Annotated in this window: 8 protein-coding genes; 3 read left to right on the forward strand and 5 right to left on the reverse strand. The window is 60.5% G+C overall.

Going from position 1 to position 16,333, the window contains the following annotated elements; all coding sequences use genetic code 11:
- The first annotated feature begins 162 nt into the window (after positions 1–162).
- Complete coding sequence (locus tag BSF44_RS01060) at positions 163–6,825, forward strand: NEL-type E3 ubiquitin ligase domain-containing protein (RefSeq protein WP_095941883.1); 6,663 nt, start codon at positions 163–165, stop codon at positions 6,823–6,825.
- A gap of 148 nt (positions 6,826–6,973) precedes the next feature.
- On the opposite strand, the gene metH is transcribed toward BSF44_RS01060, so the two are convergent.
- Positions 6,974–10,684: a methionine synthase gene (metH, locus tag BSF44_RS01065; protein ID WP_095941884.1), complete on the reverse strand. Its 3,711-nt coding sequence runs from the start codon at positions 10,682–10,684 to the stop codon at positions 6,974–6,976.
- Positions 10,685–10,840: 156 nt separating this feature from the next.
- On the opposite strand from metH, the gene BSF44_RS01070 reads away from it, so the two are divergent.
- Entirely contained in the window at positions 10,841–13,138 is a 2,298-nt protein-coding gene (locus tag BSF44_RS01070; protein ID WP_095941885.1) for a fatty acid cis/trans isomerase, read from the forward strand.
- A 218-nt stretch (positions 13,139–13,356) separates the two neighbouring features.
- Entirely contained in the window at positions 13,357–13,941 is a 585-nt protein-coding gene (gene nfuA / locus BSF44_RS01075) for a Fe-S biogenesis protein NfuA (RefSeq protein WP_007912592.1), read from the forward strand.
- Positions 13,942–14,110: 169 nt separating this feature from the next.
- On the opposite strand, the gene cobM is transcribed toward nfuA, so the two are convergent.
- From cobM to BSF44_RS01095, 4 genes are all read right to left on the reverse strand, one after another.
- Positions 14,111–14,857: a precorrin-4 C(11)-methyltransferase gene (gene cobM / locus BSF44_RS01080; RefSeq protein WP_095941886.1), complete on the reverse strand. Its 747-nt coding sequence runs from the start codon at positions 14,855–14,857 to the stop codon at positions 14,111–14,113.
- Between the two features lie 83 nt (positions 14,858–14,940).
- A complete protein-coding gene (locus BSF44_RS01085) occupies positions 14,941–15,354 on the reverse strand; it encodes a cobalamin biosynthesis protein (protein WP_095941887.1) in 414 nt (137 codons plus the stop codon).
- Positions 15,351–16,058, reverse strand: coding sequence for a CbtA family protein (locus BSF44_RS01090; RefSeq protein ID WP_095941888.1), 708 nt, complete (start codon positions 16,056–16,058; stop codon positions 15,351–15,353). The genes BSF44_RS01085 and BSF44_RS01090 overlap by 4 nt, the downstream gene beginning before the upstream one ends.
- 11 nt (positions 16,059–16,069) lie before the next feature.
- Positions 16,070–16,261: a CbtB-domain containing protein gene (locus BSF44_RS01095; protein WP_095941889.1), complete on the reverse strand. Its 192-nt coding sequence runs from the start codon at positions 16,259–16,261 to the stop codon at positions 16,070–16,072.
- Between the last annotated feature and the right edge of the window lie 72 nt (positions 16,262–16,333).

A 16,333-nucleotide genomic window follows, 5' to 3' on the forward strand; every position in this document is an offset into this window, starting at 1 on the left:
CCTCGCCTGAAATTGGGTCCCCACAGCATAGCCAATCTGCCGATTCATGCCGTGGCTGCCTGAAACGCTTTGTCTCGCCTTTTCGAACTTGCGGTAACTATGTACCGCAGGTGTCCAGGCTCGGGGTGGTGTCCTGTCGCTCCATTTACCAGGAGAGACAGTATGAGCATTTCATCCCGCACTTCGTCCCCGACGTCGAAGGTGCAGTCGCCTATTGAAGGTTCAGTGTCGAAGCCGTTGCTGCCCGACAAAAGCAGTATGCACAGTGAATTGCTTGAACGCATGACCCCCGATTGGTTGATCGACGCCACGTCGCCAAGGCGCGCCGCGATCAAAGATAGCGCAACACGCCTGCCTGACTGGTACCGGCACGCATCCGGCGCGCAACAGCAGGCACTGAGGGAATGCTTCAACGCCAGTTTTATCTCGCAGACCCGGCTGGACCAGGCAATGTCCGCGCTGCACGACGCCGAAACATTCGCCGGGCCGATATTGACCAAGGCTCTCAAGGACAGGTTCTCGATCGACGTCGATGTCAACAAGACCTGGGTGTGCCTGCGGCGCCCCCTGGAGGTTGGCGTGCTCGAAGTCGAAATCACGTCTTTCGAGGTGTTGAAGCTGTCCTTGCTCCAGGCAGCATTGCACAACTTTGAGGCCTCGGAGTGTGAAGAAGGGGCCTTCCACCGTGATTCAGGCTTCGTCGTCGAAACGTCGACCCCCGGTACATTCCGGGATGTTGCGCTGGACATGACGGTCAGGCAGTTCTTGTCGCTGTGCAGAACCCTGGACATCGGAGCACAGTATCAAACCTGCGTGAACGGATTTTTCCAGCCAGCCGATACGCAGGCGCAAGCCAACCTGCGCGAGCAATTCATCGACAGCCAGAAAACCGCGATGAGGGCGGCTGCCGAGTTGGCGTTGTTGAAAAAGGACATCGAACCGCAAGACTATTCGATGATCCTTTCGGTCATTGGCGGGGAAGTCCATCCCCGGATGGGCGACAGACAGGTCTGGTTCCGCGACCTCATCTTGATGAAGCGCCGGATGACCGGCTGTGTGGTGTTCAGCATCAGCGAACAGTATCGCTACACCAGCGATTTCATCGTCTACATTCCCCATGATCCCGAACATCCGCTCAAGCGCTACACCTCGGCGCAGTTGCGTGACGAATTCAAGCGCCAGTTCACGGCCGGCAATTCACGGTCCGCAAGCGATGGCAAGCCGACCGCGCACCAGCGGTTTTTCAGTCAATTCGTGGCTTACGCCGACCGCCCTTACTACTTCAGCCAGTTCACCCGCAAGGCCGCGGATTCTCCGAGCGATCCGTTGCACTCCATCTGGGTCAAGGTCGCCCGGTACATTCCACCGGCCTCTACGTTCGTCGGTATCAAGGAACTGCCCCCTGAGACCCAGGGCAAGCGCGAACCGGTGGAAGATCCTTACCTGGACCCAATGGGCACGACGCGTAAAGACGTAGCCGGAATCTGGTCCGCCAACACCGATCTGTGGACTTATCTCTACGAGCAAAACCGCGCGAAGGTCATTGCCGATGCGCGCAGCCATGCCGTGCCCTCGGCTGACGTCGATGCAAAGGTGCGGGCAGAAAAGCTCAATCACCTGCTGGAAATCGGCATGCTGGGCTTGAACATGGTGTCGATGTTCGTGCCGGTGCTGGGTGAGATCATGCTGACGGTGATGGCCGGGCAATTGCTGTATGAATCGTTCGAAGGGGTTATCGAATGGAGCGAAGGTGATCGCGTTGCTGCCAAGGCGCATTTGGTCGATGTGGCAGAAAACCTGGCGCTGATGGCGGTAATGGCCGGGGGCGGCAAGGTACTGGGCAAGAGGGTGCGGGTTGCACCCGAGCCCATGATCGAAGGGCTGGACGCCATCAAGCGCCCCGATGGTGCGACACGGCTGTGGAAACCCGACCTGAAGGCCTATGAGTCCAGCGTTGTGTTGGACGATGAAATCGCCCCCAATGCCCTGGGACAGTTTCGTGCGAACCGCAGGACTTACATCCGCCATGCGGGCAAGGTGTATGAGATCACCTTTGATTCATCGGTGAGAAAGTGGCGCATCAAACACCCTTCCGATACCGGGGCCTGGCGACCGATTCTCGAACACAACGGCCACGGTGCCTGGCGCCATACGCTGGAGCGTCCTCTGAAGTGGGACCGACTGACCCTGTTGCGGCGCATGGGCCATGCGACCGAAGCCCTGACGGACGAACAACTGCTCACCATCGCCGATGCCAGCGGTATCAGTGACAATGCCCTGCGCAAGATGCACTTGGATCACCTGCCTCCACCTCCGGGGCTGGCCGATTTGTTGTCGGCGTTCGAGGCTGGCCCGGGGAGCACCGAGGCGGGCAAGGGGCCGGTGGCGATGTTGCAGCGTGCTTGCCCGGGGCTGAGTGAATCCGCTGCCCACAGGGTGTTGCTCGATGCCAATGCCGAGGAACTGGCGCGGTGGCAAGCGACGCGGCGGATCCCCTTGAACATGCTTGAAGAGGCCCGCTGGTATGCACGGCAAGGGCGCGTCAACCGTGCATTTGCCGGGTTGCCTCTGGAGCGCATGGCGTCGGCGGACAGCCGATGGCTTGCACTGCATTCCCTGGAAAAGCTGCCGGGCTGGTCCGACAGCGTGCGCCTGGAAGTGCGCGACGGCCACGTCGAGGGGCCGCTGATCGATGGCATTGGCAGTGAGACTGCCGACACGCGCAAATATGTGGTCAAGAAAGGGCCGGCTTACCAGGCGTTTGATGAGCGCGGTGAGGCGCTCAACGGCATTCCTCGAGATGGCGACAATTTTTACTCGTCGATCATGCATGCCTTGCCCGACGAGGCGCGCCAGGCGCTGGGCGTTCCCCACGTGGCTCAGGGCAGCCAGTTGCGCACGGCAATCATCGACCATGCCTTCGCCCATCGTGCCGAGCTGGCACAGAGCCTGGAGGCACGTACTGACAAGCATGCGACGTTCAAGCCGCCGGTTCGGGTCAACGAACGGTTGGTGGGGTACTACGCCAGCGGGCGCGGGCAAGGGATCAACCCTTCGCTGGCAACGCGGGTACGGGATGTCTATCCGGCGCTGACCGAACAGCAGGCCAACGGATTTGTCCTGGCGCAGTTGCGGGCGGGAAAAACCGACGCGCAGATTTACGGTTTGTTGCAGGCCCGCCTGCGCGAGTGGGAGGCGCTGGAAACGACGCTCGATCATTGGGTTGGCGAGCCATCGTCGGGCTCTGCCCTGGAGCGCATGTTGGGCGGCAAGGCCTCGGTCGCGCAGAGTCTCAAGGATAGCTGGCGCAACTCGCCGTTGGCCGCGGAGCACGCGCGCTTCACATTGCTTGACCTGACCTGTGATGAAGCGCTGCCTGCGTTGTCGGCGGATTTCTCCCATGTGCGTGATCTGTACGTCCGGGGCCGGTGCATCACCGACGCCAATGCCGATGCACTGCTGGGCAATTTCCCCAGGTTGAGAAAACTGCGGATCACCGCCACGGGTAATCAGTTCAGCAATGTGCCCGAGGTCATCGGCAGGATGCCGGAGCTCACCGACCTGAACCTGTATTCATCCGCTCCCTACGCCGCCGACATGCCGTCGAGGCTGGGTGCGCTGACCAGGCTTGAGTACCTCAATGTCCATTGTTCGGGGTTCGCGCCGATTGCGCTGGATGTCAGCCAATTGCGCAATCTGCGCCTGTTGGAAGTGCTTGCACCTTCGTTGTTTGAATGGCCCGCCGGGGTTCTCGATCTGCCGCGACTTGAGCGATTGAATCTCAAGGGCACCGGGATCAGAACCTTGCCCGACGGCATTTTCAGCGGACATGAAAAGCTCTGGTCCGGACTGTCGCTGGACTGGTCGAATTTCCTTCGTGAAAACTTCAGGCCGGCGTATGAGTACGCCAAACGGCAATCCCCACACCGTGTTGATCTCGAGACAATGGTCAGTGATTACAGCAAGGGTGAGTTGAGACGCCTTGGGGATGGCTCCAACGAGAATTACGAGGCGTTACTCACTCAGTTTGTCGAGCAGTGGCAGGACGCCGAGGCGAGGTACAGGGCGATCGAAGCCTTGAGTGAGCAACACCATGTACTCAACCGCAACCTCAACGACTGGTCCTATCGTGTGTTTAAGGTACCGACGGCGATCAACGAAATGACAGGTCGGACATTGGCGGCGAATTCCCTGAGAGCCTGCTGGCGCAACGGCGTTTTCAAGCGCTACGGCGCCACAGTCAATGCCTCGGTGCTCGACTTGCCCAATCTGGGGCTCAGTGATTTTCCCGAGCTGCCGGCCGGTGCTTTCCAAGAGGTGCGAACGTTGTATCTGAGGGGGAGTAAAGCGCCCGCAGCACAGATTCGCGGTTTCATCAGCGGGTTTTCCGGTCTTCAAGCACTCGACTTGCGTAGTTGCGGCCTGACTGAAATCCCCATCGGCCCCGGCGATCTCGGAAAATTGACTCAGCTGGATCTCTCCAGTAACGGGATTGTTGTCGATCCAGGGGTTCAGCAAGGTCTTGATGGGTTGCAGACGCTTGAGTATCTGGACCTGAGCAGCAACCCCCTGAACACCCTGGACCTCAGCGCAATGACTCACCTCAAGGCCTTGAACCTGCGCGCGACTGGGCTGAGGGAATGGCCGGCAGGTGCTCAGAGCTTGCCGGAGCTGACCTGGCTGGACTTGCGCGACAGCAGGATTTCCGAGCTGCCGGTGGCGGTGCTGGAAAACGAGGTGTTGCTCAAAACCAATCTCGGCGGTTCGCCATTGACCCCTCAGGCTGGCGCAATGCTCCGGACCGCCTGGCAGCGAACGGAATTGGCCAGGGGGCTGCCAGAGGGCACCCTGCAGCGGTTCGACATGGAACCGATACCGCTTGCTTTCCCTCCGCCCGAGAGTGGGTTTTCCATTGCGCAGCATTTGCTGGTGCTGCCTGAGGTTCCGGCGGGAGAGGGGGGCGAGGTTCTGACAAAACGCCTGCAACGTTTGAAGCCGACACTGGCCGATGACGAAGCCTTGCAAGCACTGGAACAGATGCGTGAGCGCGGGGCGACCGAGGTGCAAATCAGCGAGCGCCTTGCCGGTTGGGAACAAAGCTTCGAAGCGCTTATCCGTCAGTTGAATGGCTGGATCTTTACACGGGGAGTCCGCGGCACAGGCTGGACAACGTCCTCAAGCATTCGCAGGTTGGGCGCCTTGCGCATCCTCGAATGCTGGCGCGAAGGCCTGGCTGGCGTGGAGAGGGTAGCCGATGCCGTATTGGATCTGAGCGGCCTGCAACTGGGTGATCTCCCGGAGATGCCGACAACGTTCGAGCACGTCGGCAGGTTGAACCTGACCGGTGTAGTACTGACCCGGGCAGGCTCCGACGGGTTCCTCACCGCCTTTACCCGGCTCAAGACCCTGGAACTCAACGGCAATGGGCTGGAGGCCATACCCGAGCCGGTCCAGCACATGGGTACGCTCGAGCGCCTTGAACTGACTTCGAACCGGCTGAGTGATGCCGAACACCTGTACGCCTCGTTGAGCAATCTGGAACGTCTGAACCGTCTTGACCTGGGCTACAACGAACTGGACTCCTTCGATCTCGACATTTTCGAAGCGCTGGTGACACTCGATCTGCGCAATAACTATCTGACGCAATGGCCGGGGGGCGTGCTGGATGCGGCCCACCTCAGAGTCCTGAATCTGAGTGGTAACTACATCACATCGGTTCCGGCGCAGGTTCTGGATGGCAATCACAACGTCCTGATGATCGGCATCGACCTGAGTGACAACAACCTGGCGCTCGAGAGTCTCGAGCGCTTGAGGGCCTACCGAGACTCGGGAGCACGGGACACCGTGCTGGGGATCTCGCGGACTGAACTCGACGAGGCGCTGGATGATGCTCACGACCAAAGCGACAGCATCGAGTCGGATGAAGAGCTGCCTGAGGTTGAGCCTGATTCCGCGCAAAAGGCCCCTTGGTTAAGCAATTTGACCCCGGAGGAGTTGGCCGGTAAAAGCCGGATCTGGGATCAACTGGCGGCCGAGCCGGACAATGCCGCGTTCTTTCATTTGCTATCACGATTGCAGGACACCCAGGAGTTCCGGGTGGCCAATGCCGACTTGACGCGACGGGTTTGGACAGTGATGGAAGCCGCGGCCAGTAACAGCGAACTTCGGGAAGTCCTGTTCGCCAGTTCGGCTACCCATGGCACCTGTGTCGACGGGCGAATCCTCACGTTCAGCGGGCTGGAAAGCAAAGTGTTCACCCACAATGCCTTGCTCGACATGCCGCCTGGAGGCTTGAGTGTGAAGGGCCAGGCATTGCTGAAACTGTCCAGGCAGTTGTTTCGACTGGACAGGATCGATGATCTGGCGACCAAGGCCGCGGCGAATACCGGCGAGGATGAGGCCGAGGTGCGCCTGGGCTATCGAATCGGCCTGACTTCAGGCTGGGATGACGGTCTGACCTTGCCGGGGCAGCCGAAACACATGACCTATGCCTCTGGTGTCACGCGGCAACAACTGGTGGACGCGCGCGTGGAGGTCGGTAATGCGGAGCGGTCCGACGGGTTTTTCGAAGACTTGATCCAGCGCGACTATTGGGTGGATTACCTCAAGGAGAAATACCCTGAAGAGTTCAGGGCACTCGATGAGGCGCAGAGTCAGGCAGGGGAGGATGACGGTGCCGATAGCGCCGATGATGGTGCATTCCTGAACCTGCTGTTCGAACAGGCGGCGGCGCGCAACGCGAAGATGATCGAGTTGTCCCGCAAGGAGGTTTTGGAACAGGCGGGTGGGGAGCCGCAGCCAGGGACATCGGCCAGGAATAGCTAAATCAGCCGCTGGCTAACTAATGTAGGAGCGAGCCTGCTCGCGATAGCGGTCTATCAGTCAACATTAATGTTGAATGCTACTCCGTCATCGCGAGCAGGCTCGCACAAGGGATCTTTACCGACCACGATGTTGTGGTCGGCAAAGCAGTTTAGTTGTCGTAACCCAGGTTCGGCGCCAGCCAGCGCTCGGTCACGCTCAACTCCTGACCTTTACGCGAGGTGTAGCTCTGCACCTGGTCCTTGTCGACCTTGCCCACGGCAAAGTATTGCGCCTGCGGGTGGGCAAAGTACCAGCCGCTGACTGCCGCCGCCGGGAACATCGCGTAGTGCTCGGTGAGGAACACGCCGCTGCGGCCAGCGCGCATTTCCTGGGCCTCTGGATCAAGCAGGGCGAACAGTTGGGCTTTCTCGGTGTGATCCGGGCAAGCCGGGTAGCCCGGTGCCGGACGGATACCGCTGTACTGCTCCTTGATCAGTGCCTCGTTATCCAGCGCTTCATCCTTGGCATAACCCCAGTAGTCTTTACGCACCTGCTGGTGCAGCCACTCGGCGCAGGCCTCGGCCAGGCGGTCGGCCAGGGCCTTGACCATGATCGAGTTGTAATCGTCGCCGGCGTCCTGGTAGGCCTTGGCCACTTCTTCGGCGCCGATCCCCGCGGTGGTGATGAAACCACCCACGTAGTCGGTCACTTCACTGTCCTTGGGCGCGACAAAGTCGGCCAGGGAGAAGTTCGGCTTGCCGTCGGTCTTGATGATCTGCTGGCGCAGGTGATGCAGCTTGGCCATCGGCTTGCCGTCATCGCCATAGAGCTCGATGTCGTCGTCATGCACCTGGTTGGCCGGCCAGAAACCGAACACTGCGCGGGCGCTGATCAGCTTCTCGTCGATCAGTTTGGTCAGCATTTCCCGAGCGTCTTTATAGAGCGAGGTGGCGGCTTCACCGACCACTTCGTCCTGGAGGATGCGCGGGAACTTGCCGGCCAGATCCCAGGATATGAAAAACGGTGTCCAGTCGATGTACTCGGCCAGGACGTTGAGGTCGATGTTGTCCAGCACCCGGGTGCCGGTGAAGGTCGGCTTGACCGGTGTGTAGCTGGCCCAGTCGAATTGCGGCTTCTTGGCGATGGCCGCGCCATAGCTCAGGCGTTCGGTGCGGGCGCTGCGGTTGGCAGTGCGCTCGCGAACCTCGATGTAGTCCTGGCGGGTCTTCTCGACGAAACCGGCCTTGAGCTCCTTGGACAGCAACTGCGTCGCCACGCCCACGGCGCGGGAGGCGTCGGTGACGTAGATCACGGCATCGTTGCTGTACTTGGGCTCGATCTTCACCGCTGTGTGCGCCTTGGACGTGGTCGCACCACCGATCATCAACGGCAGGTGGAAGTCCTGTCGCTGCATTTCGCGGGCAACGTGGACCATCTCATCCAGCGACGGGGTGATCAGGCCGGACAGGCCAATGATGTCGCACTTCTGTTCTTTGGCCACTTGCAGGATTTTTTCCGCCGGCACCATCACGCCGAGGTCGACGATGTCATAGCCGTTGCAACCCAGCACCACGCCAACGATGTTCTTGCCGATGTCGTGCACGTCGCCTTTGACGGTCGCCATCAGGATCTTGCCCTTGGCCTCTGGCTTGTCGCCTTTTTCCAGTTCGATGAACGGGATCAGGTGCGCCACGGCCTGCTTCATCACGCGAGCGGATTTCACCACTTGCGGCAGGAACATTTTACCGGCGCCGAACAGGTCGCCAACGATGTTCATGCCGGCCATCAGCGGGCCTTCGATCACTTCGATCGGGCGGGCGAAGGACTGGCGCGACTCTTCGGTGTCTTCAACGATATGGGTGGTGATGCCTTTGACCAGCGCATGCTCCAGACGCTTGTTGACGTCCCAGTTGCGCCACTCTTCGGTCTCGGCTTCCTTGACGCTGCCGTCGCCCTTGTACTTGTCGGCGATGGCGAGGAGGGCGTCGGTGCCTTCCGGGGTGCGGTTGAGGATCACGTCTTCGACGGCGTCGCGCAGCTCCGCCGGGATCTGGTCGTAGATCTCCAGTTGCCCGGCGTTGACGATGCCCATGGTCAACCCGGCGCGGATCGCGTAGAGCAGGAACACCGAGTGAATCGCCTCGCGCACCGGGTTGTTGCCACGGAACGAGAACGACACGTTGGACACGCCACCGGAGGTCAGCGCATACGGCAGTTCGTCACGGATATAGGCACAGGCGTTGATGAAATCGACGGCGTAGTTGTTGTGTTCTTCGATACCGGTGGCGACGGCGAAGATGTTCGGGTCGAAGATGATGTCTTCCGGCGGGAAGTCCACTTCGTTGACCAGAATGTCGTAGGAGCGTTTGCAGATTTCCTTCTTGCGCGCTTCGGTGTCGGCCTGGCCGGCTTCGTCGAAGGCCATCACCACCACCGCAGCGCCATAGCGCTTGCACAGCTTGGCGTGATGGATGAACTGTTCAACGCCTTCCTTCATGCTGATCGAGTTGACGATGCCCTTGCCCTGGATGCACTTGAGGCCGGCTTCGATCACTTCCCACTTGGAGGAGTCGATCATGATCGGTACGCGGGAGATGTCCGGCTCGCCGGCAATCAGATTGAGGAAGGTCACCATGGCCTTCTTCGAATCGAGCATCCCTTCGTCCATGTTGATGTCGATCACCTGGGCACCGGCTTCGACCTGCTGCAGGGCGACTTCCAGGGCTTCGGTGTAGTTGTCTTCGCGGATCAGGCGGGCGAACTTGGCGGAACCGGTGATGTTGGTGCGCTCGCCGACATTGACGAACAGCGAGCTGCGATCGATGGTGAACGGCTCAAGGCCCGAGAGGCGGCAAGCCTTCGGGATGTCCGGAATCTCGCGCGGCGCATAACCGGCCACGGCCTTGGCGATGGCTTCGATGTGGCCCGGCGTGGTGCCGCAGCAGCCGCCGACGATGTTGAGGAAGCCGCTCTGGGCGAACTCTTCGATGACCTTGGCGGTTTCCGACGGCAGTTCGTCGTACTCACCGAATTCGTTCGGCAGGCCGGCGTTCGGGTGCGCGGAAACGTGGGTGCCTGCCTTGTTCGACAGTTCTTCGAGGTACGGGCGCAATTCGCGGGCGCCGAGAGCGCAGTTCAGGCCGACGGAAATCGGCTTGGCGTGGGCCACGGAGTTCCAGAACGCTTCGGTGGTCTGGCCCGACAGGGTGCGGCCCGAGGCATCGGTGATGGTGCCGGAAATCATGATCGGCAATTCAATGCCCAACTCCTCGAACACGCCTTGCACGGCGAAGATCGCGGCCTTGGCGTTGAGGGTGTCGAAAATGGTTTCGATCAGGATCAGGTCGGCGCCGCCTTCGATCAGGCCTTTGGTGGACTCGGTGTAGTTCTCCACCAGTTCATCGAAGGTCACGTTGCGGTAGCCGGGGTTGTTCACATCCGGGGACAACGAGCAGGTACGGCTGGTCGGGCCGAGCACGCCGGCGACGAAGCGCGGCTTGTCCGGGGTTTCGAGGGTCTTGGCGTCGGCAACCTTGCGCGCCAGGCGTGCGCCTTCTACGTTTAACTCATACGTCAGGCCTTGCATGCCGTAGTCAGCCAGGGAAATCCGGGTGGCGTTGAAGGTATTGGTTTCCAGAATGTCGGCACCGGCGTCCAGGTAGGCTTTTTCAATGCCGCCAATCACGTCCGGACGAGTCAGTACCAACAGGTCGTTGTTGCCTTTGACGTCGCTTGGCCAGTCAGCGAAGCGTTTGCCACGGTAATCCTGCTCTTCGAGCTTGTAGCTCTGGATCATCGTGCCCATACCGCCATCGAGAATCAGGATGCGCTCTTTGAGGGCGTGCTTGAGAGCTTGAAGGCGAACGCTGCGATCGGACATTTGGACTACTCGGTAAGACCATGACGAAGGGCCGGGATGATAGCAAACCTGTGCGCTTTTGGAGCATGACTCGAATTTGCATGAATATCGTTCATGTTGGTAAGGATGACAGACCGGTAGAATCGCGGCGTTTTTTCAGGATTCAGGACCAGGGACATGTCGTATCGCTTCGTCATCGGCACATTGCTGCTGTTTTCAAGCTGGGGCGCCGTGGCGCAAGGGCCGGCGATTTCCTCTGCCATTTCATACAGCCGCGACATTCAACCGATCTTCACTGAAAAGTGCGTGGCCTGCCACGCCTGCAACGACGCCGCCTGTCAGCTCAACCTGGGCAGCGGTGAGGGCGCGGCACGTGGTGCGACGAAAGTCCCGGTTTATGACGGTGACCGCACTAAAGCGGTGGCACCGACCCGACTGTTCTATGACGCCTCCGGCAAACAGGCCTGGCAGCAAAAGGGCTTCTATTCGGTGCTCGATGCCCAGGGCAGCCAGGCTGCACTGATGGCGCGGATGCTGGAGCTTGGCCACAGGACTCCGTTGCAACCCAACGCGAAACTGCCGGAGGACATCGTCCTGGGCCTGAATCGGGAAAACATGTGTGCCATGCCCGCAGAGTTCGACGGCTACGCCGCCAGGCATCCGAAGGAGGGCATGCCGCTGGCAGTGACCGGCCTGACCGACCTGCAGTACCAGACGCTGCAACGCTGGCTGGCGGCGGGCGCGCCGATTGATCAGCAGGCGCTGGCGCCCAGCGCCAGGGAAGCCTTGCAGGTGGTGCAATGGGAAAATCTGCTCAATTCGCCGGGCGCCCGGGAAAGTCTGGTGGGGCGCTGGCTGTACGAGCACTGGTTCCTCGCCCATCTCTACTTCAGGGACGGCGAGCCTGGGCATTTCTTCCAGTGGGTGCGTTCGCGCACCCCGACCGGCCAGCCGATCGACCTGATCAACACCCGTCGCCCCAACGATGATCCGGGCACGGAGTTCTACTATCGCTTGTGGCCGGTGCAGGGCGTGATCGTGCACAAGACCCACATCACCTATCCGCTGAGTCCAGCAAAGCTGGCGCGGGTCAAGAGCCTGTTCTACAGCGGCAACTGGCAGGTCGACGCGTTGCCGGGCTATGGACCGCAGAGCCGGGCCAACCCGTTTGCCACCTTCGAAGCGATTCCGGCCCAGGCGCGCTATCAGTTCATGCTCGATAATGCCGAGTACTTCGTGCGCACCTTTATCCGTGGGCCGGTGTGTCGTGGTCAGATCGCCACGGACGTGATCCGCGATAATTTCTGGGCGCTGTTCCAGGCGCCCGAGCACGACCTGTATGTCACCGATCCGAACTATCGCGGGCAAGCCACGCCGTTGCTGGCCATGCCGGGGCAGAACGATGATGTCGGCAGCGTCCTCAGCCTGTGGCACGACTACCGCGACAAGCGCAACGAATACGAAGCCTTGCGCCGGGACAGCTACGCCGATGAGCCGGCGCCGAGCTGGTCGACCCTGTGGGCCGGCAACGACAATGCGTTACTGAGCATCTTCCGCCATTTCGACAGCGCTTCGGTGACCAAAGGCCTGATCGGTGAGGTGCCGCAAACCATATGGCTGTTCGACTATCCGCTGCTGGAGCGCACCTACTATCAACTGGCGGTGAACTTCGATGTGTTCGGCAACCTGTCCCACCAGGCCCAGACGCGCCTGTATTTCGACCTGATCCGCAACGGTGCCGAGCAAAATTTCCTGCGCCTGATGCCCGCCGATTCCCGGGACGACTACCTGGATGACTGGTATCAAAATAGTGGCAAGTTCAAGATGTGGCTGGACTACGAGACCATCGATGACGATAAACCGACCGCGCTGAGTCTGAACCCGGCTGATCCCAAGCGTGACTTTGCCCATCAGTTGCTGGCCCGATACGGCGACCTTAATGCCAGGCCCGACCCGATCAACCGTTGCGATGGCGCTTACTGTTCGCGGCCGAACATCGACCCGGACCTGCAAAGTGCCGAGCAGGCGTTGAGCCGCCTGACTTCGCGTCCGGCCGCCGGGCTGAAGGTCATCGATCAGTTGCCGGAAGCCACCCTGCTGCGTATCGAAACCAGTAGCGGCAAGCGAGAGGTCTATAGCCTGCTACGCAATCGTGCGCACAGCAATGTGGCGTTTTTGCTCGGTGAGTCACTGCGCTACCAACCAGGTCTCGACACCCTGACGATTTTCCCGGGTGTGCTCAGCAGCTACCCGAACTTCATGTTCAACATCCCGGCCGGGCAAGTGCCGGCCTTTGTGGATGCGATGGAAAGCGCCAAGGACAGCGACAGCTTGGAGAAAATCGTCGAACGTTGGGGAATACGCCGCAGTCATGCGCAATTCTGGTTCTATTTCCATGACCTGAGCCGCTATATCCAGGAAAACGATCCGGTGGAAGAGGGCGTGCTGGACATGAACCGCTACGAGAACCTCTGATCCGCCACAAATCCCCTTGTAGGAGCGAGCTCGCTCGCGATGGTCTTAAGTGCTCCGCGTAAACCCGGGAGTGCGCGTTATCGTTGGCGACCATCGCGAGCGAGCTCGCTCCTACAGAAAACCAGGGGAATAGTCGGAATCTTTCCCGACAAAAATACTAGGACTTTGTCCGGCGCGTTGATTGGCGTAAACTGCGCCCAAGCCTGCGAGGAGTTTCCATGACCGCTATTACCATCACCGACGCCGCCCACGATTACCTGGCTGATCTGCTCTCCAAGCAGAACACCCCGGGCATCGGCATCCGCGTCTTCATCACCCAGCCTGGCACCCAGTACGCCGAAACCTGCATTGCCTACTGCAAGCCGGGCGAAGAAAAACCCGAAGACACCGCGCTGGGGCTCAAAAGCTTCACCGCGTACATCGACCACTTCAGCGAAGCCTTCCTGGACGATGCCGTAGTCGACTACGCCACCGACCGCATGGGCGGCCAGCTGACCATCAAGGCGCCAAACGCCAAGGTACCGATGGTCAACGCCGACAGCCCGGTCAACGAGCGCATCAACTACTACCTGCAAACCGAGATCAACCCGGGGCTGGCCAGCCACGGCGGTCAGGTCAGCCTGATCGATGTGGTCGAAGACGGCATCGCTGTCCTGCAGTTCGGTGGTGGTTGCCAGGGCTGCGGCCAGGCCGACGTGACGCTGAAGGAAGGCATCGAGCGCACTTTGCTCGAGCGCATCCCGGAGCTCAAAGGCGTTCGCGACGTGACCGACCACACGCAGAAAGAAAACGCCTACTACTAAGGTGTTCGCTGCGAAATGAAAAAACGGCGCCCCGTGAGCGCCGTTTTTTTACGGGTTGAATTCACTGACGCCTTCGCGAGCAGGCTCGCTCCCACAGTAGATCTTCAGTAACCAGGGATTTGTGCCCCGCACAGACCATTGTGGGAGCGAGCCTGCTCGCGAAGGGGGCTTATGGGCGATAGAGATGCGCATGCCCTGCGCGATACAACGATGACTCGCTGAATTGATCATTGCCCAGAACCCGACCCACCAGAATCAATGCCGTACGGCGAAAGCCCCTGGCTTCAACCTTCCCGGCAATATCCTCCAGCGTGCCCACCACCCAATCCTGATCCGGCCAGCTTGCGCGGTGCACCACCGCAATCGGGCAATCGGCGCCGTAATGAGGTAGCAGTTCCTCAACGATCTTCGCCAGGTGATTGACCCCCAAATGAATTGCCATGGTCGCGCCGTGCTGCGCCAGGCTGGAGAATTCCTCTCCCGGTGGCATGGCGGTCTTGTCGGCGTAGCGAGTCAGGATCACGCTCTGCGAAATGTCCGGCAGGGTCAGCTCCGCGCCCAGGAGCGCCGCGCAAGCGGCGGTGGCCGTCACGCCGGGTACGATTTCGAACGCAATGCCCAGCTCACGCAGATAGCGAATCTGCTCGCCAATGGCGCCATACAGGCTCGGATCGCCGGAGTGCACCCGGGCGACATCCTGGCCTTTGGCGTGGGCGCTCTTGATCAGGTCGATGATCTGTTCCAGATGCAGTTCGGCGCTGTTGACCACCTGTTCGGCACAGTGACCTTCCAGCACGGCGGCGGGCACCAGGGAGCCGGCATAAATGATCACCGGGCAGCTGCGAATCAGCCGCTGGCCCTTGACGGTAATCAGTTCGGGGTCGCCGGGACCTGCGCCAATGAAGTAGACGGTCATGGTCGGTTCCTGTGGGGAAATAGAGGCTGAACAGGGCTTCAGATGAAGAATGTTCATGATCAAAGGCGGGGATTATCGGTTTTTTACGCAGCGCCGGCCAATGCCAGTGTTGCCTGGGCGTATTTTTGTCGTGGAATCAGCAGTTTTGCCGGGGCCTGGGCCAGTTGTTCCGCCAGGGCCAGTGCGGCGCTTTCCGCCACGCCGTAGCAACCGGTGCGTTCAAACGCTATTTGCGATTGATGACTGAGTTGCGGTTCATAAGCGGCCAGTTGTTCACTGCTGAAATACATCAATTCCAGGCCAAGCTGCTGAGCCAGTTCGATTAACGCAGGTTCGTCGCGCTTCGAATCGATGCTGGCCAGTGCCTTGATTTCCTGACGCCCAATCTGGTGCGCCTCCAGCGCCTGATCGAGCAGCGCCAACAACGTGCTGACAGGGCAGCCTCGCTGGCAGCCCAGGCCGACCACCAGGGTCGGCGCTGTGCTGATATCGATCATGCGTGGTATTGACCATCGCTTTTGCGACGGAACAACCAGGCGCTGATCAGGCCCAGGGCCAGCCAGAACGCCACGTTGGTCAGTTGCGAAGCGATTTTGAACCGGGTTTCCAGCGCCTCTGGAGCGAGCATCGAATGCACTTCCGGTTGCGGTGCGCCAATCACATGGGGAACGGCGAGGATCGCTGCACCCAGGACTTTCATCAGCCAGTGACGGCTGAACACGATCAGTGCGATACCGACGGCGGTGGAGGCGGCGGTACCGACCCACCACAGTTGCCGTTGTGCCAGGTCGGCGGCGGCGGTGCCGGGCAGTTCAGGTGGCAGGCCGAAGGTCGGCGCGAGCACGAAGGTCGCGTAACCGGCCAGGCCCCAGAGCAGGCCTTGCGAGGTTCTGGTCGGCGCACGCAAGGTGTACAGGCCAGCGAGCATCAGGGCGAAACCGACGGCCACCACCAGGTTGCCGCCAGTGGTCGACAGCACGCGCTGCCAGCCGTCTTCCGGCTCCCAGGCTTGCGCATCGTGAGTGTGGGCAGCCGTCGCACCGTCGGCGTGTTCATGCATTTCAACAGCGGCCGGTTCGGATTTTTCGTAGGTCTCGGCCTGCAAAATCAGCGGGGCGACCCAGAAGCTTTGCAGCAGGGTCAACAACAGGGCGGCCAGCAGCCCTGTGAAACCTGCGGTTTGCGCAATACGCTTGATCATGTCGACAGCTCTCAATGGCACGGGAACGCGGAGCTGTGACGGGTATCATGGGCGGCGTTGTGCACCGCTTCGATGTGCGAGAAACCGGCGAAATACACAAGGCAGGCGCCCAGAATCGACGCGCAGACGGCGGCGGTCAGACGTTGGGTCAGGGTTGAGGTGGTGCTCGCGGCTGTGTGTTCGGCGCTGCTGATGATCGACATGGCGTTTCCCTCTGGTCTGTCAGCGGGGAATAAGAGCGCATGCAAAAACCCGCACGACCAGGCGCGCAGAGG

This window comes from Pseudomonas sp. ACN8 (genome assembly GCF_002303925.1).
GTDB lineage: Bacteria > Pseudomonadota > Gammaproteobacteria > Pseudomonadales > Pseudomonadaceae > Aquipseudomonas.

What these genes read in the sequence shown, in the direction of transcription:
- cobM (WP_095941886.1), bottom strand. Translation starts at nt 14,857, where the DNA reads ATGACCGTCTACTTCATTGGCGCAGGTCCCGGCGACCCCGAACTGATT.
- BSF44_RS01070 (WP_095941885.1), top strand. Translation starts at nt 10,841, where the DNA reads ATGTCGTATCGCTTCGTCATCGGCACATTGCTGCTGTTTTCAAGCTGG.
- nfuA (WP_007912592.1), top strand. Translation starts at nt 13,357, where the DNA reads ATGACCGCTATTACCATCACCGACGCCGCCCACGATTACCTGGCTGAT.
- BSF44_RS01060 (WP_095941883.1), top strand. Translation starts at nt 163, where the DNA reads ATGAGCATTTCATCCCGCACTTCGTCCCCGACGTCGAAGGTGCAGTCG.
- metH (WP_095941884.1), bottom strand. Translation starts at nt 10,684, where the DNA reads ATGTCCGATCGCAGCGTTCGCCTTCAAGCTCTCAAGCACGCCCTCAAA.
- BSF44_RS01085 (WP_095941887.1), bottom strand. Translation starts at nt 15,354, where the DNA reads ATGATCGATATCAGCACAGCGCCGACCCTGGTGGTCGGCCTGGGCTGC.
- BSF44_RS01095 (WP_095941889.1), bottom strand. Translation starts at nt 16,261, where the DNA reads ATGTCGATCATCAGCAGCGCCGAACACACAGCCGCGAGCACCACCTCA.
- BSF44_RS01090 (WP_095941888.1), bottom strand. Translation starts at nt 16,058, where the DNA reads ATGATCAAGCGTATTGCGCAAACCGCAGGTTTCACAGGGCTGCTGGCC.